General features: G+C 35.2%; 15 protein-coding genes. 7 read left to right on the forward strand and 8 right to left on the reverse strand.

The window, feature by feature from the left end; genetic code table 11:
• The first annotated feature begins 105 nt into the window (after window positions 1-105).
• Window positions 106-522 (forward strand): hypothetical protein, encoded by a 417-nt coding sequence (locus tag FHR29_RS15640; RefSeq protein WP_183915652.1) that lies wholly within the window; start codon window positions 106-108, stop codon window positions 520-522.
• 297 nt (window positions 523-819) lie between these two features.
• Here the strand turns inward: FHR29_RS15640 and FHR29_RS15645 are convergent, their stop codons facing one another.
• The 4 genes from FHR29_RS15645 to FHR29_RS15660 form a co-directional block, all read right to left on the reverse strand.
• Complete coding sequence (locus tag FHR29_RS15645) at window positions 820-1,221, reverse strand: hypothetical protein (RefSeq protein ID WP_021190225.1); 402 nt, start codon at window positions 1,219-1,221, stop codon at window positions 820-822.
• Between the two features lie 108 nt (window positions 1,222-1,329).
• Window positions 1,330-2,424, reverse strand: a complete 1,095-nt coding sequence (locus FHR29_RS15650; RefSeq protein WP_183915654.1) for a hypothetical protein — start codon at window positions 2,422-2,424, stop codon at window positions 1,330-1,332.
• Between the two features lie 14 nt (window positions 2,425-2,438).
• Window positions 2,439-3,251 (reverse strand): hypothetical protein, encoded by an 813-nt coding sequence (locus FHR29_RS15655; RefSeq protein ID WP_183915656.1) that lies wholly within the window; start codon window positions 3,249-3,251, stop codon window positions 2,439-2,441.
• A gap of 497 nt (window positions 3,252-3,748) precedes the next feature.
• Window positions 3,749-3,970, reverse strand: a complete 222-nt coding sequence (locus FHR29_RS15660) for a hypothetical protein (RefSeq protein WP_183915658.1) — start codon at window positions 3,968-3,970, stop codon at window positions 3,749-3,751.
• Window positions 3,971-6,181: 2,211 nt separating this feature from the next.
• On the opposite strand from FHR29_RS15660, the gene FHR29_RS15665 reads away from it, so the two are divergent.
• The gene (locus FHR29_RS15665; RefSeq protein ID WP_183915660.1) at window positions 6,182-6,649 is read left to right on the forward strand and encodes a helix-turn-helix domain-containing protein; all 468 of its coding nucleotides are present in this window, start codon (window positions 6,182-6,184) and stop codon (window positions 6,647-6,649) included.
• A gap of 203 nt (window positions 6,650-6,852) precedes the next feature.
• Here FHR29_RS15665 and recN read toward each other — a convergent pair whose 3' ends face one another.
• Window positions 6,853-8,520 (reverse strand): DNA repair protein RecN, encoded by a 1,668-nt coding sequence (recN, locus tag FHR29_RS15670; protein ID WP_132845923.1) that lies wholly within the window; start codon window positions 8,518-8,520, stop codon window positions 6,853-6,855.
• Window positions 8,521-9,015: 495 nt separating this feature from the next.
• Window positions 9,016-9,909: an alkaline phosphatase family protein gene (locus FHR29_RS15675; protein WP_183915661.1), complete on the reverse strand. Its 894-nt coding sequence runs from the start codon at window positions 9,907-9,909 to the stop codon at window positions 9,016-9,018.
• Window positions 9,910-10,268: 359 nt separating this feature from the next.
• Between FHR29_RS15675 and FHR29_RS15680 the strand changes: the two genes are divergently transcribed.
• The 4 genes from FHR29_RS15680 (at window position 10,269) to FHR29_RS15695 (ending at window position 14,708) form a co-directional block, all read left to right on the forward strand.
• Window positions 10,269-11,879, forward strand: a complete 1,611-nt coding sequence (locus tag FHR29_RS15680) for a DUF4139 domain-containing protein (protein ID WP_183915664.1) — start codon at window positions 10,269-10,271, stop codon at window positions 11,877-11,879.
• Between the two features lie 98 nt (window positions 11,880-11,977).
• Window positions 11,978-12,616, forward strand: a complete 639-nt coding sequence (locus FHR29_RS15685; RefSeq protein WP_183915665.1) for a SprT-like domain-containing protein — start codon at window positions 11,978-11,980, stop codon at window positions 12,614-12,616.
• On the forward strand, window positions 12,600-14,249 hold the full coding sequence (locus tag FHR29_RS15690; protein WP_183915667.1) for a M28 family metallopeptidase: 1,650 nt from the start codon (window positions 12,600-12,602) through the stop codon (window positions 14,247-14,249). The genes FHR29_RS15685 and FHR29_RS15690 overlap by 17 nt, the downstream gene beginning before the upstream one ends.
• A gap of 45 nt (window positions 14,250-14,294) precedes the next feature.
• The gene (locus FHR29_RS15695) at window positions 14,295-14,708 is read left to right on the forward strand and encodes a hypothetical protein (protein WP_021187768.1); all 414 of its coding nucleotides are present in this window, start codon (window positions 14,295-14,297) and stop codon (window positions 14,706-14,708) included.
• A 254-nt stretch (window positions 14,709-14,962) separates the two neighbouring features.
• Here the strand turns inward: FHR29_RS15695 and FHR29_RS15700 are convergent, their stop codons facing one another.
• Window positions 14,963-15,220 carry a hypothetical protein gene (locus tag FHR29_RS15700; protein ID WP_021187767.1) on the reverse strand — a complete coding sequence of 86 codons (258 nt, stop codon included), beginning with the start codon at window positions 15,218-15,220 and terminating at the stop codon, window positions 14,963-14,965.
• A 309-nt stretch (window positions 15,221-15,529) separates the two neighbouring features.
• Here FHR29_RS15700 and FHR29_RS15705 point away from each other — a divergent pair, with 309 nt between their 5' ends.
• Window positions 15,530-16,057: a hypothetical protein gene (locus FHR29_RS15705; protein ID WP_183915669.1), complete on the forward strand. Its 528-nt coding sequence runs from the start codon at window positions 15,530-15,532 to the stop codon at window positions 16,055-16,057.
• Here the strand turns inward: FHR29_RS15705 and FHR29_RS15710 are convergent.
• Entirely contained in the window at window positions 16,054-18,399 is a 2,346-nt protein-coding gene (locus FHR29_RS15710; RefSeq protein ID WP_183915672.1) for a BamA/TamA family outer membrane protein, read from the reverse strand. The two genes, FHR29_RS15705 and FHR29_RS15710, sit on opposite strands and share 4 nt — an antisense overlap.
• Window positions 18,400-18,405 lie beyond the last annotated feature (6 nt).

Here is an 18,405-nt window from a genome sequence, read left to right on the forward strand (position 1 = left end):
AAATGCACCAGAAATGGTGCATTTTTTGTTAGAAGTGTTAAAAGATTGTTAAACTATTTTAGTTACAAACAGTCTTACAAATTAAGGAACAAAAAAACTACAGATATGAAAAGAATTTTATTAGCCTTATTAATAGGTGGTGCAACCTTAACTTCACTTAGTTCTTGCACTAAAGAGTATGTGACACCTGTTTCAAAAACAATGGTTTATGAACGGTCTGCAAATCAATGGCAGTCTAGTGGCAACATTACAAAAAGTAAGTATGTTGATTTAGGAGTTCCTGAACTTAGTAATTATTATGTTGATCAAGGTGTGATAACATTAGCAATGAGCTTTGATAATGAAAAAACATACAATGCTATACCCGCAACAATAGATGGCGTATCATATAACTATGATTATACAACAGGTTCTATTAGAATATATGCTCAAGATCCAATATTCGAAAATGGAACAATTATTGAAGTTCCAACTCACGTTTTCGTTAAGGTGACCTTAACACAAGCTGATTATGTAGAGTAAAAGTTGATTTTTTATAAGAAATGCTCTGTTTAAAAGAGCATTTCTTATAAAAAATTATTCAAAATTATTATATTTCACCCTCCAATAACCGTACTAGTGTTTCTTTAGAAAAAGCTTCATTCATAAATAATTTAGCTTATTTTCGAAATTACTTTGATAAAGTTTAGTATTCTATCCCTCTCAATGTTCTTACTAAATAACATTGTGATTATGCAATCTTTAAAAACAATCAAAATATTAGTAAACAGAACGGACTTTCAAAAATTAGTATATTTCATATTTAAATATACTTTCTGATTATATCCAGTTACCAAAGACAAGCTTATTCCGAATAGCAATTAAAAATAGACTGGAAAGTATAAGAAAGAACACTAAAAAGAAACAAAAAAATTTTGTTGTTTTGCTTCTTAACGCAATGTCATCCTTATACTTTTCATAGATGGTCATGTAGCGTCTATTCCCAAAAAAAACAAAATACGTCGTTAATACGCTCAAAAAACCTAATAAAATTGCTGCTGAATCTGTAGGCCCTTGTCGCGTCTCTATGTCTAAATACAGAATATAACAATAGTAAAAAGTTACATAAAGTCCAAAGAACAGACCAAAGAATAACCCTCCAACTGTCAGCGGCGGGTTATCATTTTTGAATTGATTGTCTTTATAATAACTGTTGAAGATTACAAAAAATAATTTATCCATGCTTTACTTTTATTAATAAGTATTTGTTACGTTTCTATGATTTAAACCTTTTTCCGATTAGATATCTACACCAAATTTAATTTACTTCGATCTGCTATCCAAAAAAAATTATTCTACAATAACATTTATACCAGCCATATTGGCTTTGTATTTAATCTTTTCAATCAAACCATAATAGCTCCAGTTTCGTAATAGAAATTCATCCTCTTTAGCAAACTCTTCTTTGGTCGTCTGATTGACTAATAATAATGTTCCTGCTTCAGATTTCACACATATATCAATCAGCCTTCGACTATATAGATGGAGACGACTATCTACATACTGCTTCTCCTTTTCGTTATACTGCTCCAAACTTTTCATTTTTTTCTTACGACCATGACCACCCCTATTGAATGTTGCAGCCTTTTGCAATCGTTGCCTAGCAGCCTGAATAGCCATCCGACGGTATAGGAATTCTTCTTTGTTTCCGATTTGATAACTATCCTTATCAATAGAAACGGTAATCGGATGCTCGACAGACAAGGATGCTTCAGCAATGATATGATCTTTTAGTTCGTGTTGCTTTTTCGGTAATTCCAAAGCAAGCAACAGAAATATTTTCCCTTTCACGATCTGGATTGAACTTGTACATATTTTGATATGTCCCACCAGTGCTCGTTGTAGTAAAACCCTTTTGTCTGATCGGTCTTTACCTAGATACGTGCGGAAAGGAATTTTGAAAAGCTGCAATTTAAAATCCCACCCTTTCTCATCATTACTAAGTTTCACCTGATTTCCACCGAAGGGAATTGGCATGTCCTTTTTATAATTCCTTAAAGATTTTTCACCTTTCCAATAAGCCACGCGGTCACTACTAAAAGCTCTGTTCAACGTCATATTCATTGCCGAGAGAATATTCGATGGTAATTTACCTTTAAAATATAGAGCCAATATTCGATAGGTAGTATTCATCTTAGACGATGTGAATATACCTTCTGGGTCTTTATCAAAATCCGCAAGCTTCACCTTGACCTCATCGCGTAAATAAATAAAATCTTTTATCTGCTCTTGGATGTATTGGTGCGTCATCACCATATTTGATCCACGGTATACAATGTCTTGCCATTCGAATAATTTTTTATAATATTCAGCCCGTTGCTCTTTATCATCACAGTCCAAATAAATCTGAACTTTTCGGGTTAAAATTAGAGTATCTTTTTCCATAGCGATATATTTTATTAAGCTGTTTTCTTTGCAGTTTTTATCTTAGCATGAGCCTGCACGAACAGTTGTTTGACCAGGGATGGGTTCAATTTTAGGGCTTCCGAAATTTGCTCAAAAGAAAATTGAAGTTCATAGCGCATATGAAAGATTTCGGCCTGTTGATCATTGAATTCACCTTGCAACACAATTTTAGATGGTTTATTTAGGAGTTCCATTTGCTGCGAACTATTGAATACAGAACGTAGTGTATCAATCGTTTTTTCAACCTGCAAGCTGACTTCATAGTCAGATATGCCTCCCAAATAATAGGCAATGCGTTCATAGTTAAAGCTATATTTTAAACAAAGTTTGATGAATAGCTGCTGTTGATTGTTAAGGCTTGGCAGTAGTTTGTTGAGCTTATCCAATCGCTCTTGCTTTTCTTCCTCAAGTTTCTCCATATAGATCAAATCCATTTCTTCCTCTTCTTCCATTTCATAACCCATTAGAAACTCTTGATAGTTTTCAATGCCATCGAGTCGTAACAGGTTTCTGTGAAATCTATCTCGCGTAGTGTTGTAGAATGCATGAATAGCCGATTTAACCTGAGCCTTTAAAAAGGTTAAAGTATCGTCTATATCCTTAACCTGTTTTCGGTACAGCCATAGTCGCAATAAAGCTTCCTGTGCTATACTTTCTGCCGCACAATCATCTTTTGTTGCCCGAAATGTACTTGCAAAAAGATATCCGTAAAAGCGATTGTAGAAAAAATTTAAGCCTCTTTCATCTCCATTTTGGAGAAAGGAGATGTATTTCTCAGCTTGCTGTATTTGTAAAGTTTTATTCATAATCAACGTTTTAGTGAAGGCATACGAGCATGCCAATTAATTGGTTCTTCACCTCAACAGATCTCAGCTGGTCTGGCGGATTTTATTGGAAACTGAGATCATGTTTGAGGTATATTAAAACGACTTAGAACGTTCATATCATATTGGAATTGATCGGGAATTAGTGGCTATATCAAGAGAATGCCCATCTGTTGTGTATATCTACTATTTAAACTCGAAGTGTGAGTACTAATCGTGTAAAGTAGTTTCTTTTTATTGCAAATAAAGTGACCTGAGGGTGACTAGCATTGTGTATCTAAATTTCGGGATTACAGCAGCCCATTGTGTAATGAAATTATGTCAACAGCAAGACCCATCCATGCATAACTAATGCATTCTACGCTGGCTAGTTGTAATAAATAAGTATTTAGAGAGTGACCTATAGTCCTCACCCTACGGCGCCACAAGAAGCCTCAAGAATTATTTATTTATCAGGATATATCAGAATGAGAAGTATTCTATACGCTATATTTGACCTTTAACTCTTCGAAAACTAGATTAGCAGGCTGGCAATCATCGAGCGACACGTCATTCTGAGACAAAAGGAACTGCTCTTGTTCATCAGTTAGTTTGAAATTGGTCTCTTTCGACTCGTATGTAGCCCCGATAAGTTCGAGTACTTCGAGGAAAAAAGAAGTCTTGTCTTCTGGAACAGATACTTTAAATGTAGTCATACTCAAATTTAGCAATAAATATTATAAGTACCTAATTGGCAATAGTTTGAAGAGCTTATGTCAGGTTATATTGTGTTAGATTTACTATGGTCAGTAAACTTAGAATTAAAAAATGTTTTTTGTTCATAAATTGTAAATACCCTTCAATTCATAGTCAGTAGCTACCAATGCTATTTTCTGTATTCAGTGAGTGGCAACGGCCCTCACCCTACGGCGTCACAAGAAGCCTCAAAATGTATGTTAGTATTAGGAAATAAATTTACATTTTCAATTCACTTAAATTCGATATTTGCTGTTTCCAATTTCTTTTATCCTTCCCAAAACAATTGGTATATAAACCATTACCAATAGGGAAGCTCGCCCATTGCATATAACAAGTATTCAGTGAGTGAAATTTATCCTCACTCTACGGCGCTACAAGTAGCCTCAAAATTTATGCTAGTAGCACACAAAATATTACATTTTGAATTTATTAAATCCTACTTTCTACCTTTTTTAAATGTCTTTCATGATTACACACAAAAAATAAGTTAGACTACTCATTATCAATAGGGAAGCCTTCCCATTGCATATCAAAAGTATTTAATGAGTGACATTTGTCCTCACCCAACGGCGTCACAAGCAGCCTCATTTATTTTTATGGTGAGCTAGAAATTAACCTTCTAACCCTTTAAATTCTAACTATTTTCAAACGCTCTTTTAAATTGTAGTCAGTAGCAACTCATCTTTTAAGATTATAAATGATGAGCCTGTTGTATATACCTTTCAAATTATGGTCAGCAACAACGCACTTGAAAACATTGCATATAAAGACGGCGTTGTATATACCTTTCAAATTATGGTCAGCAACAACAGTGACAAAAGATTACCTTGCAAGTACTGAGTCGTACAGACCTTTCCAACCTGTGGTTGGTAACACCAATCCTATTATCAATATTCAGTGAGTGGCAAATACCCTCACTCTACGGATGTAAACCTCAATCATTTTATGCTACAGTTAGTTTGTAAATCGCATCATTAACAAACATAGTTCTGACGCCTTAGTTGTATATAGATTTTCTAAAATCAGGTTGACAACTACAGTAAAGTTGCTTATATATTCCACTACCTAAGATAGAACAACCTATTTTAATGCCTCGAGTTACTCCTAGGATTGAGTATACTTCAAGTTCGTAAACAAGCCAATCCTAAAACATATTTAATTACATAAATCCTAATCACTTTTGTTTTGCATATGCTTTATTTTTCCACAGAGACTAAGTTGTGTAAATTTATATCAATAGGAAAACCTTCCCATTGTGTATAAATACTATTCAGTGAGCGGTAAAAACCCTCACCCTACGGCGCTACAAGTAGCCTCAATATATTATATGGTGAACTAGAAACTAACCTTCTAACCCCTTAACTTTATAACTATTTTCAAACGCTCTTTTAAATTGTAGTCAGTAATAAAAAGAAAATCTAAAGTATGAAATCTACTGGGGTTGTATATACCTTTTCCAACTTGTAATCAGAAACAAAACATACTATCTTCAGTATTCAGTGAGTGGCAAAACCCTCACCCTACGGCGTCACAAGAAGCCTCAATTATTTTATGTGGTGAACTAGAAATTAACCTTCTAACCCTTTAAATTCTAACTATTTTCAAACGCTTTTTTTAAATTTCGGTTAGTAACAACAAAATCAGAGTGTTATATATCGGCATCACGGTTATAAATACCTTTCAATTTGTAGTCAGTAAAAACAACTGCACTTTACAACAGTTATTAGATCTTGTTGTATATATCTTTCAAATTGTAGACAGTAACAACCTTTTCACATAACATGCGAACAGCCTTAGTGTTATATATACCTTTCAAATTATGGTCAATAACAAAACTGTTATTTTCGGTATTCAGTGAGTGCTAAAAACCCTCACTCTACGGCGTCACAAGCAGCCTCAATTATTTTATTGTGAGCGAGAAGTTAACTTTCTCACCCTTTAACGAATCACATAGTGGCTCCTAACCCACTAACTATTCCAGTCAATACCAATATGTCAAAGAACTAAGAAGTTTATTCTTGGTTTATAATTCCTCTTGCAGAGGAACACATTACATTTTGTCTTTACCAACAAACTTTCGTAATTTTAAATCAAATTTATACTTTGTCAACCATATTAATACATGGTATCCTACCGATTTACCGGTAAAGTACCGATCCATAAAATCATAGCATATGAACACTATTTTTGAAGAAAAAAAAGAAACCATGCACATCGGTCACAATATAAAACGGATAAGAGAAATTCAAGGAATTAAACAAGAAGCTCTAGGGCTATTATGCAAAAGCAAATACTCTCAACAACGTATTTCTGATTTTGAAAACATGGTTGCTTTTGACGAACCTCTTTTAAAAGAATTGGCAGATGCACTTGGGGTAACACCAGATTTCGTCAAATCGTTTAAAGACGAAAATGTTATCTATAATATACAACATTCCCACACCTTCAACGACCAATCTACTAATTCTAGTCAGCATACCCAACCCACCTTCAATTCTGATGGTTCCGACAAATTATTGGCACTACTGGAAAAATTCATTGAGGAAGACCGCATCAAAACACAATCTATTGCAGCATTAAGTAAGGCAGTTTTAGATCTTGCCAGTGAGGTGAAAAAATTGAAAGAGGATAGAAATAATTAATTGATCAACATGTTTAATATATCATCATATATTTTATGAGCGATCTCAGCCTATGCAAGACCTTTGCATAAGCTGAGAAGCCAAAAACTTATAGAAGTTCAAAATTCAAGTAATCTATCAGGGATCATGTTGTTAGCTCTTTATCTATCTTGAACATGCTAGATCACTATAATTAATCAGATGATTTTTATTACTTACACGTACTAATCAACAATATTTAACAAGGCCTTAGCATGCGCTAGTGCTGCAGAGGTAGGTTTTATTCCACTCAACATCTGAGCGATTTCTTTGATACGCTCTTCTTGATTTAAAAGCACAATATTAGATTTTGTTTTATCACCTTCATCAATTTTGTAGACTTTAAAATGAGATCTTCCTTTTGATGCGATCTGAGGTAAATGCGAAATCGCAATAACCTGCATATCTCCGGCCAAGCGTTCCATGATCTCCCCAACTTTCAATGCTACTTCACCAGAAATACCAGTATCAATTTCATCAAAAATAATCGTCGGTAATGCTGAACTCTTTGCAATCAAAGATTTAATCGCGAGCATGACACGCGATAACTCTCCACCTGAAGCAACCTTATGAATTGTCTGTAATTCCTGTCCTTTATTTGCCGAAAATAGAAATTGGATACTGTTCATTCCATTTTCTTTCAGTTCATTTTCCGCTAAATCCTCCAGCCTGACTTCCAGTTTGGCATTGGGCATGCCTACTTCCGCTAAGATAGAAACGACATGTTTTTCAATTTGAGGTAAAGCTTTTTTCCGAAGCTCTGTTAATGCTTTTCCTTTTTCTAAAGCCTGCTGATAAGTCTCGGTCAACTCTTTCTCTAATGCAATAATTCGCTCATCCTGACTATTAACATCCAGTAGTTTTTGTTCTAAAGCATCTTTGATTGCTATTAAGTCTTCAACTGTATCGACATGATGCTTCTTTTGAAGGTTATAAATCAAACTCAGACGTTCATTGATCAACAATAATTTGTCCTGATCCAAATTTGTTCCCTGCTCCAGATAACCAATTTCTGTAGCAATGTCCTTAGCCTCTATCCAGACACTCCGAAGTCGATTGACCAGATCGGGCAAAGCTGTAAGATAAGAAGCGACAGACTCTAACTGACCTAAAGATTCTTTCACCTGTAAGATTACGTTCTGTTCCTGCTCCTCTAAGATATGTACGGCACCAAGTAAACCTCTTTTTATCTCTTCTGCATTCTCAAGTTGTTGCTGCTCGGCCTCCAAATTTACCTGCTCATCTGCAGTTAGAGATGCTTGATGAAGCTCATCAAACTGAAATTGATTAAAATCTGCTTCAATATGAGCTTGCTTGGCTTGTTCCTTTATCTTTCTTAATTCGTTTTTAACTTTTTTATACCTTAAAAATGAGGTTAGGTAACCCGCTTTTAAAGCAGTGGACTTTGCGACATTATCCACGACCAAAAACTGAAATTCTTCCGTATTGATCTGCAAGGTGGCATGCTGTGAATGAATATCAATCAACTTTTCACCTAAACTTTTAAGGATAGCTAAGGTAACTGGTGAATCGTTCACAAAAGCACGCGACTTACCATCTACACTAATTTCACGACGAATAATGGTTTCATTTTCATAATCCAGATCATGTTCCTGAAAAAAACCTTTCAGATCGTATGCTTCAATTTGAAAAAAACCTTCAATGCTGCATTTCTTATTTTGATTAAAAAAATATTTTCCTTCTACCCTACTTCCTAAAATAAGGGATAGCGCACCCATGATAATTGACTTACCCGCACCGGTTTCACCTGTGATGATATTCAATCCTTTATCAAATTGAATTGATAATTCGTCAATCAATGCGTAATTCTTAATATCTAATCTCGCTAGCATATTTTTTATGTGTCTATTTTTTGACTTAATTTATATGAGATTAATCTTGAACGCTATCAAATTTAAACGAATATATCGCTCTCTCCGTTACCATCAAGAATTATTTAATATCGGAAAGATAATAAATATTATCTTTTTATAAGCTAACTGAAAACGAGCTAACTATAAAAATTTCCAGCACTAAGATAAAACAATAAATGATAATTTACTAATATAAATAGCTAAAAATCTATTTATATTAGTATAAATAAGCGGTATGTGGAAGAAAAACAAACCTATATAACCATCTAGCTGTACAAAAATATATGTAAGGGAGACAAGATAAATAAGCGAATGTATACGAAGTGCGCGCGTTAATTTGTATTAGCACAAAAGGGAAAAGAACACTTCGGCAAGTATCATAAGTAAAAGCATTTGAATAAAAAAAGACAGGCACGATAAATTTTCGTATACCTGTCTTTCAGATCTCTGCCTAGCGGGAGCAGAAAAATATCGTTATTTAAAAATCACAGTTGGCGCAATTCCCGTCCAGGATTTTGGAATATTCTTCAAGCCAAATAGCTTAGCGAGTACCAAAGAGGTATTTTTATTACTATTAAAAAACTGATCAGTAAGCCCTAGATTTTTAATTTTTGGACCGGTAATCGCCAATGGAATCTGCATTTCATTCATAGTCACGCCACCATGACCTTTTTTTATACCGCCGTGATCTGTAATAAACAAAAAGTAGGTATCATCGTAAAGCTTTTGTTCTTTAAGCTTATTAATGAAATTACCGATTTCTACATCCACCTCTTCAATTGCTGTAATATACTGCGGCGACATCCATCCATATTCATGTCCTGCATGGTCTGTATGCACACTATACAAAAAGACTAAAGTAGGATCATTTTTATTTTTCTCTATAAATTTCAATGCCTTTGCATAATTATCTTTATACCTGTCGCCTTCCTCAAAGGAGACCTCATCTAAATATTTTTTGTTAATTGGATTGATTAATTCGGCCCAGTTGTAGTAAAATGCTGTTTTTGCATTGTTTTTTTTATCTTTTAATACCTTGAAGATAGACGGACTATATCCCTGCTCATCTGTTTCTATGGCTTTTAAGGTATGGTTTTCCATTGTCCAGTTGTTGGCTGTTATACCGTGTTCTTCCGGCCCCTGTCCCGTTAAATGACTTGTCCAATTGGGCAATGTGATCGATGGCATTACGGGCCTATTTGTCAACGTAATCAGTCCTTTTTCAAATAACCGATCAATATCAGGGTGTTTAGAACCGTTGAACCCTTCAGTACTAAAACCATCAAGGCCAATTATAACTACCCTTTGTGCGTTTACATTAACGTAAACCAGTATAAACAATGCTACTATTAATACTCTTATTTTCATGGTATTATATATTATATTTTTTTACAGAATTTCACTCACTGCATCACCAGAACAATTCGGTCCCATTACATTGGTAAAACTAAAGTTAGAAAATATCTTTTGTTTAGCAAACATAAACTTTGTTTATTAAAACTAAAATTACAATTTCTTAAACCACCGTTTACCTACTGATAAGCAGCCTTTTATTAAATACCTACTCTTTCTTTTAAAACAAAATTCATCTCTAGCATATTGTATCCATACTAGCAGTTCCCAATCTATTATTCCAGGTACAGGAGGCAACATTATTCCTGCGCCAAATTATTTTTATGAAATAAAACTAATTACCGCATCTTTATATAAATTACTAAATGAACAAGATGGAGATAACAAAGATTTCATTAACAATTGGTAGCATCATCATCAGTGGCAGTTTATTTGCACAGAGCCCCAAAATTATTAAGACGGATTTAAAAGAGGTTATGCTGTATACCAATGCGGCTGAACTGAATCATCATGCTAACGTAAACCTGCCCGCAGGAACTAGTGAACTTGTATTTACACATGTTGCAAATGGCATCGATGAAAACAGTATTCAGATCGGAAGCTCTCCTAACGTAACGGTGATGTCCGTACGGTCAGCCGTCAATTATATTGGAGCGGATGTCAAAAGTGATGCATTTGTACAAGCAGAGAATTTATACAAAAAGGAGGCTAACGCTTTAAAAGCTTTTGAAAATCAAAAGGCAACGGAAGAAAGTATCTTAAAACTACTGGAAAACAATCAAAAAATAGCTGGAACAAATGGTAGTACCACTGTTGCTGAACTTGCTAAAATGGCCGATTATTATAAGACTAAATACCTGGAGGTGAAAAGTAATATTACGATATTAGAAGATAAAATCGTTAGCCAGCAAGATGTCGTTAACAGAGCAAAAGTCCAGCTAGAAGAGGTACAGGGACAAACAACAGGTTCAGGGGGACAACTGATTGTTCAGGTTATCAATAACCAAGCTGGAAATCAACCTTTCGACATTACGTACACATCTTCACAGGCATCCTGGAATGCATCATATGATCTACGATCCGCTAGTACTACTGCACCGTTGGAAATCATTTACAAAGCGAATGTCACGCAAGAAACCGGGATCGACTGGAAACAGGTTCATCTGACCTTGTCAACAGGTGCTCCGTCTCAATACGGAATAGCGCCAACGCTAGTTCCTTGGCAACTGTATTATAATCAACCCACGTTTCCTCAAGCTTTGCAAAATAAGGCTTCAGGCCTTGTGCTTGATGAAGTCGTTACCATAAGTGACAAAAAAAATATCCGCATTCGGGGAACAAATGGTATCAATGCTTATACACAGCAAAACGAAAATCAGCTGAATACGACATTTGATATTACTATCCTATACGATATTGCATCCAACGGCAAGCCACATAGTGTATCGTTAAAAGAATACAAACATCCGGCAAATTACAATTATGTAGCGATACCTCGCTTAGATCCTAGCGTTTATCTAATGGCGGAATTAACAGATTACGAAAAACTAAATCTGATGCCCGGAATTGCAAATGTCATGTTTGAAAATATGCTGGTTGGCAAGACCTTTATTGATCCAAATATTTCTACCGATACGCTCAAAATGAGCATGGGGAGAGACAAGATGATCAGCATAAAGCGTGACAAGGTGAATGATCTATCTCAAACCAAGATATTGGGCGGAAGCAAAAAACAAAGCTTGGTGTATGAGATCACCATAAAAAATAATAAGAAGAGCAGTGTAACCATCAACCTGCAGGACCAGATACCAATTTCGACAGACAAATCGATGGAAATCACAGTCGATGACCATGACGGTGCCGAATTAACAAAAGAGACCGGTATACTGAAATGGAATGTCACAGTACCTGCTGGCGCTAGTAAAAAAATCCGATTTGGCTATAGTTTAAAATATCCAAAAGATAAACAGGTAAACATTTATTAAAGTATTCTTTTTAAGCCGCACTAGTGATAGTGCGGCTTTTATTTTTTAATTTCTTTTTGCATAAGTGCTATAATAATAAAAAAAGTTATGTTTGTGTTATGCAGGATTATAGTGCTACATTGAAAAGATTTATGCCCGAAGAGGCTGCTCCCATTATCTCCAGATGGATCAATGATACGGGCTGTTTATTCAAAATATCTAAATCCCGAAGTACAAAACTTGGTGATTATCGTGCACCTTTTCGTACTGCTGGCCATCGCATTTCGGTGAATCATGATCTCAACCCCTATTCCTTCTTGATCACCACCATTCATGAGTTTGCACATCTGCAGACTTGGCAACAGCATAAACATGCTGTGAAGCCGCATGGTAGTGAATGGAAGTCTAATTTTCAAAATTTAATGAATCCATTTTTAGGGCTTCAGATTTTTCCTGCTGAAATTGCCACGGCTGTAGCGCAATATTTAGCAAATCCGGCAGCATCCAGTTGTACTGATCTTCATCTTTTTCGTACCCTTAAAAAATTTGACAAACATGCCGATCAGGTATTAACTGTTGAAATGTTACCTGAAAAAAGTCATTTCAAATTACAGAATGGCCGGGTATTTCAAAAGCAGGAAAAAGTGAGAAAGCGCTACAAATGCGTAGAATTGAGCAGTAACAAAATTTATCTTTTCCATCCTATTGCGGAGATTTATCCTATTGAAACAACACATCAACATGAAAAAACAATTTAAATACATAGCGTTAGGTATAGCATGCATGGGTATGCCGCATCTTGTATCAGCGCAAACGAAGCAAAATACCCTCGATCAAAAAGCTCTCAGCAGCATCACTGAAAAAAGCTATAAGAGCACCATCCTCAAACTTTCATCGGATGAATTTATGGGTAGAAAACCCTTTACAAAGGGGGATACTTTGGCGACCAACTATATCGCGGCTCAGTTTAAAGCACTAGGACTAAAACCAGGTAATGGCAACAGTTACTTTCAGGAAGTTCCGATGGTAGAGATTACCTCCACTCCCAATGTAAGCCTATCTTTAAAATCTTCGCGAGACGAGCTCACACTAAATAATCTTACAGATTATGTGGTAACAAGCCGTCGTCTACAGGATCATGTGGAACTGAAAAATACAGAGCTCGTTTTTGTAGGGTTTGGTATCGTTGCTCCGGAATATCAGTGGAATGATTATCAAGATCTTGATGTAAAGGGAAAGACTGTCGTTGTCATGGTCAATGATCCCGGACATTATGATAAGTCTTTATTTAAAGGCGATACAATGACCTATTATGGAAGATGGACATACAAATATGAAGAAGCAGCACGTCAAGGTGCCGCAGGCGTTATGATAATCCATCAGACAAAGGCAGCTAGTTACGGTTGGAATGTGATCCGTACAGGCTGGGGAAATGCGCCACAGATGGACTTAGATAATGTGAGCGACCCTCATAAATATGCACAAGTGGAAGGATGGTTATCGACAGAAAGTACATCCAAGCTTTTTAAACTAGCAGGTTATGATGACTCACTAATGGAAAAAGCGAAGAAAAAAGGCTTCAAAGCAGTTCCTTTGGGAATAACAACAAATTTTGAGGTCAGCAATAAAATAAAAAGATCAAAGTCAAATAATGTCATCGCCAGACTCGAAGGTAAAAGTCGTAAAGATGAAAATATTATCTACACCGCACATTGGGATCATCTCGGCATTGGCGAAGCAGTAAATGGAGACTCAATATATAATGGTGCCATTGATAATGCTGCTGGGGTAGCGGCACTATTTGAGATTGCTAAAGCTTTTAAAGCCGCTAAAAAAGCTCCCGAACGTTCCATTGTATTTCTTGCCGTGACTTCGGAAGAAGACGGATTACTGGGATCGGATTATTATGTTAGAAATCCGATTTACCCTTTAAATAAAACAGTTGCTAATATCAATATGGATGCCTTCAGTGCTGCGGGTGCTACCAAAGATGTATCTATTGTTGGGAAAGGGCAATCGGATATGGATGACTATGCCGAACGTTCTGCTCTCAAATTTGACCGCTATACGAAATCAGAAGGCAATCCTGGATCTGGAGGCTTCTATCGTTCTGATCATTTCAATTTTGCGAAGGTTGGCGTTCCTGCATTTTATGCGGGTAGTGGAAACGATTATCTAGAAAAAGATCTGTCCATTATTGAAAAACGAAAAAAAGCGTTGGAAGGCCGTTATCATGCTGTCAACGATGAAGTGATTCCGGAGTGGAATTTTGAAGGCATGTTAGCCGATATTCGATTATTTTTTGATATTGGTTATACCTTAAGTCAAGAAGCGACTTTCCCGAAATGGAAAGAAAAATCTGAATTTAAAGAAATAGGCGAAAAGCGTTAGTTATTTTATACTTTTGTATTCAAAGAATTAATTAAAGAAGAAATTATGTTACACTTACACTCGACATTAGCAATTATCTTATTGTTAGCTCTGATTGTTTCAATCATCATTACCTTTGTAAACTTCTCAGGTAACAAACCGTATAATAGAAAAATTGCGCTGTTAGGTTTTATCGCCTCTCACTTGCAATTATTAATTGGATTGATTTTATTCTTCGTATTAAAATACCCATCCATGATCTCAGGTTCTATTATGAAAGACCCTACGATGCGTTTTAAAATTATCGAGCATCCGCTTACGATGATTATCGCGATTGTGTTAATTTCTATTGGTTATATAAAAGCTAAAAAATTGACTGATGCCAAACAAGCTAACAAAACTGTTTTGATTTTTTACATTCTTGGATTAATCTTAATCTTAGCACGTATTCCTTGGGGAACTTGGTCATTATTTGCATAATTAATTGCTATTCGTACTATAAAAAAATACGCTGTTTCTCTTACGGGAAACAGCGTATTTTTTTTTCGACATTTTATCTTGGCGCGGGTAAGTAAATATTTAAAACTTTTAACCCTATGCTTTGTTATATCTTAACCTCCAAAAGGGGGTTACCTGTCATCTAGATGGAACCGTACCAAGGCAATTCGAAGAAAAACAGCGTAAAAAAAACGTCAATTCTTTCGAATTGACGTTTACTATATTTTTATAAAGACTTATTTATTTTTTCCGAATCCTAAAATTCCAAAAACTGTTCTAAAAGCGATAAGAGATGCTACTACAAGGCTAATGTTAGCTATTGCTGAAAACATCGATACATGTTGATCAAAGTTTGTGCAAACATCTGGTACAAATCTAATGAATACTCCTATAAGACCCAAAACGATAGCTATTGTTAAAGTCTTGTAATAATGAGTTTGATTTGCGTTATTATCAGTCTTTTTTGGTTCTCTATGTTGTACTGTTTCTGCCATTTCGATTTAATTTTTTTACAAGACAAAGGTACAAATTATTCATTGTTTCGGAAATAAAATAACAAAAACATTTATTGAATTATTAAGGCTATCTATTTTATAAAGAGATAGAAAATGTCTAAAATTGCAACGCAAACAATTTTTAATGAAACATCATGAACTAAATCAGTTCAAATCTTGAAGAATACTGGATTTATGATTGCTTCATTATTGATAAAAAACAAATTTAATAATGAAACCATCATGATCTTACAGATAGCTAAGTGCAGATCATGATCGCTTCATAACCGTTAAAAAACAAATTTAATAATGAAAAAATTATTGTTTCTCCTGCTGTTAATTCCATTTTTAGGGCATGCACAAATGCAAAAAATAGAGAATTTTATAGTAAAAGAAAATTTATCAGGCAATGGGAAACTTGCCATTATAGCTGTAGATTCGGCAGAGAAGACAAATGAACGTATCAACGGTACGTATAAGTTTAGCATTAATGGGTTTACCCAGGACTTACAGTTCCACGATGGAATTGGGGTTCCAAATGATAAAATTGAATCCTCAACATTTGTATTCTTCAAACATAAGAATCAAGACAGATCAAAAGGTCGACTATTTTATATCTATAAATCTGACAAAGGATTGTCAGCTTTTGCGATCAGCGGACTTATGTTTCTCATTATCCCGGCAGTGATCTTACTTATTGCTTATGCATTTAAGAAACTATTATTAACGGCAATTGTACTGGCTGTATGTTTCTTTTTCTTCAATCACTCGCAGGGCCTAAATATCACGTCTATTATAGAGTCTATTTTTGCAAGTTTAAAAAACTTAATTTTCTAAAAAGGCAATCCAATACCAAAGTTATACTGAATAAAATTATAACGGTCAGGCCTATGTGTCTGGTAATACTGATCCTTAAATTCTTTGGAATCGAAAAAATGTTTTAAAACCCATTGATCGCTTCCTGAGAATTGCGGATCTTTAACTTTAAGTCCTGCATCCAATCGGATAATAAAATAGTCGGAATCAAAACGAAGTCCAAACCCCGTTCCTATTGCAATCTGATTTAAAAATTTATTAAACTTAAACTCTCCGCCTGGATTTAATTCGTTCTCTTTTAATCGCCAAACATTTCCAAAGTCTACAAAGGTAGCACCATTCATCTTAGCTCCTAAAACACTATTTAATATACGGAAACGATATTCAGCATTTCCTTCAATTTTGATTTCCCCCAATTGATCTAAGTTCCGAAGGTTCAACCGTAAATCTTCATTTACACTTTCGCGATTATAATTTCCGGGACCCAATGTCCGAGCTTGCCAGGCACGCATGCCATTCATTCCGCCACCGTAAAAGCTTTTTTCGAAAATCATGAGCGTCGAATTGTTTCCATAAGGAATAGCAATACCTGGATTGATCCTAAAAACAAATTGTCTATTGCCCCCTAGATTACGATAAAGACGATAGTCTAATTCCGTTTTGGCATACTGCAAATAAGGTACTCCAAGAACCTTTTTTTCGCCATCCGCCGTCCGGTCAAACTTAACTACCCGGCTTACAAGATCTAAAATATTACCACTTAAATCTACTGAGCCTTTGAAATAATTAAAATTTTCCTTCTTGGTCAGCTTCTTGGCGTTATAAGTGAATGCGTACTGGGATCCCAGACCAAAATACTCGCGGTTATTACTTCGTACATATAATAAGTACCCCTGATCTATCAGGTTCTGAGCAAAATTATCGTTTAAACGTCCTTGTCTATATTCTAACACAATTGGCGTAAAGCTGTGGAATTTGTTTGCAGATTCGTGCCAGGAGTAATTTAATGTATTGATAAAATAACGGTTTGAATAGGTGGCATCCTGATTGAAGATTTGTAAGCTCGTCGAAAAAGTCGTTTTGGCTAAACCATACTGTGCGGTATTGCTGACAGGAAAAGGTGTCATCATACGTGGGACAATCAGATTTACACCGATCTGAATATCATTATTAAAGATTTTGTTAGAAATGCTACCACTAAGTCTAGGGTCAAACAAAATACCATAACGTAATTTTACTTCCAATAGTTCGGCTCCGCCAAAGATATTACGATGTGAAAATGTATTTCCGATATTAAAACCGCTCATACCTGAACTCAGTGTAAATTCACCTTCAATCTGATTTCCCATCAACGGACGAGGTACCATCTCATAGAAAGCATCCAATTTATTTGAATCTGTCTTTTGATAATGAATTTTAACACTCCGAAATCCATTCATTTCGTACAAACGATCGTAAGAAAGATTTTCTTTCGTCAGATTGTAAGGATTCCCAGATTTGATATACATATATCTGGTCAATGGTTTCAGACGAAAATTATTTGTTTCGTCTGTGAAATGGATCTTATTGATGCTGTCAAATGTCTGTTTAATTTCTTTCTTTGCAGTTCCAAAATTTCGAATAGTAACAAAGATATTATCGATGGTATATGCCTGATGTTTTGTTGAAGCGCTTGGATTTTCAACCTGCACTTCTAAATTTAACTGATTTTTCTTTGACATCGAATCTACAGCAACACGCATGTATTGACGGATATAATCAAAATAGCCATGATCACGCATAGCCATATACAATTTTTCTCTTTCTGTGATCAGATTTACCGCATCATATTGATCTCCTTCTTTGATAACTGTAGCTGGTTTTACTTCTTTTTTATAAAGGTCGGCAACTATAGGATCTGCAAAGTTGTACGTAATTTTGCTCATGTAGTAGGGATCGCCCTGAGTAACATTAAAATGAATGGTCGCTCTTTTCTTCTTAACTGCTATTTCAGGTTTTACGCTAGCACCAAAATAACCTTTTGTAAATAAAAATCTTTTTATCTGTGTCGCAGATAAATCAACTAAACCAGAATCTAATAAATGGGGAGCTTCACCGACATTTCTGATATTACGTTTCTTATATTTTCCATCTTTTGTATTAAAAAGATTATAGATAAATAAGTTAACCCGCGAATTGACCTTAATCTCATTCGAGATATAGAGTGAGGTTGTTTCTTTGAGCTCAGGTTTTACACCATGGATATCCACATGATCTACCAAAGCTTGGTCCTCATTTAAGAAACGTGCTGTACGGCAAGATGTGAAAATTAGCAACAAAAGCGTTATACTTGTAAAAGCTAAAAGGCGTTGATTATTTATCATTAAAAA

The sequence above is a fragment of the Sphingobacterium sp. JUb56 genome (assembly GCF_014191365.1).
Classification (GTDB): Bacteria; Bacteroidota; Bacteroidia; order Sphingobacteriales; family Sphingobacteriaceae; genus Sphingobacterium; species Sphingobacterium anhuiense.

What these genes read in the sequence shown, in the direction of transcription:
- FHR29_RS15640 (WP_183915652.1), top strand. Translation starts at nt 106, where the DNA reads ATGAAAAGAATTTTATTAGCCTTATTAATAGGTGGTGCAACCTTAACT.
- FHR29_RS15655 (WP_183915656.1), bottom strand. Translation starts at nt 3,251, where the DNA reads ATGAATAAAACTTTACAAATACAGCAAGCTGAGAAATACATCTCCTTT.
- FHR29_RS15650 (WP_183915654.1), bottom strand. Translation starts at nt 2,424, where the DNA reads ATGGAAAAAGATACTCTAATTTTAACCCGAAAAGTTCAGATTTATTTG.
- FHR29_RS15675 (WP_183915661.1), bottom strand. Translation starts at nt 9,909, where the DNA reads ATGAAAATAAGAGTATTAATAGTAGCATTGTTTATACTGGTTTACGTT.
- FHR29_RS15645 (WP_021190225.1), bottom strand. Translation starts at nt 1,221, where the DNA reads ATGGATAAATTATTTTTTGTAATCTTCAACAGTTATTATAAAGACAAT.
- FHR29_RS15665 (WP_183915660.1), top strand. Translation starts at nt 6,182, where the DNA reads ATGAACACTATTTTTGAAGAAAAAAAAGAAACCATGCACATCGGTCAC.
- FHR29_RS15710 (WP_183915672.1), bottom strand. Translation starts at nt 18,399, where the DNA reads ATGATAAATAATCAACGCCTTTTAGCTTTTACAAGTATAACGCTTTTG.
- FHR29_RS15695 (WP_021187768.1), top strand. Translation starts at nt 14,295, where the DNA reads ATGTTACACTTACACTCGACATTAGCAATTATCTTATTGTTAGCTCTG.
- FHR29_RS15685 (WP_183915665.1), top strand. Translation starts at nt 11,978, where the DNA reads ATGCAGGATTATAGTGCTACATTGAAAAGATTTATGCCCGAAGAGGCT.
- recN (WP_132845923.1), bottom strand. Translation starts at nt 8,520, where the DNA reads ATGCTAGCGAGATTAGATATTAAGAATTACGCATTGATTGACGAATTA.
- FHR29_RS15690 (WP_183915667.1), top strand. Translation starts at nt 12,600, where the DNA reads ATGAAAAAACAATTTAAATACATAGCGTTAGGTATAGCATGCATGGGT.
- FHR29_RS15705 (WP_183915669.1), top strand. Translation starts at nt 15,530, where the DNA reads ATGAAAAAATTATTGTTTCTCCTGCTGTTAATTCCATTTTTAGGGCAT.
- FHR29_RS15680 (WP_183915664.1), top strand. Translation starts at nt 10,269, where the DNA reads ATGGAGATAACAAAGATTTCATTAACAATTGGTAGCATCATCATCAGT.
- FHR29_RS15700 (WP_021187767.1), bottom strand. Translation starts at nt 15,220, where the DNA reads ATGGCAGAAACAGTACAACATAGAGAACCAAAAAAGACTGATAATAAC.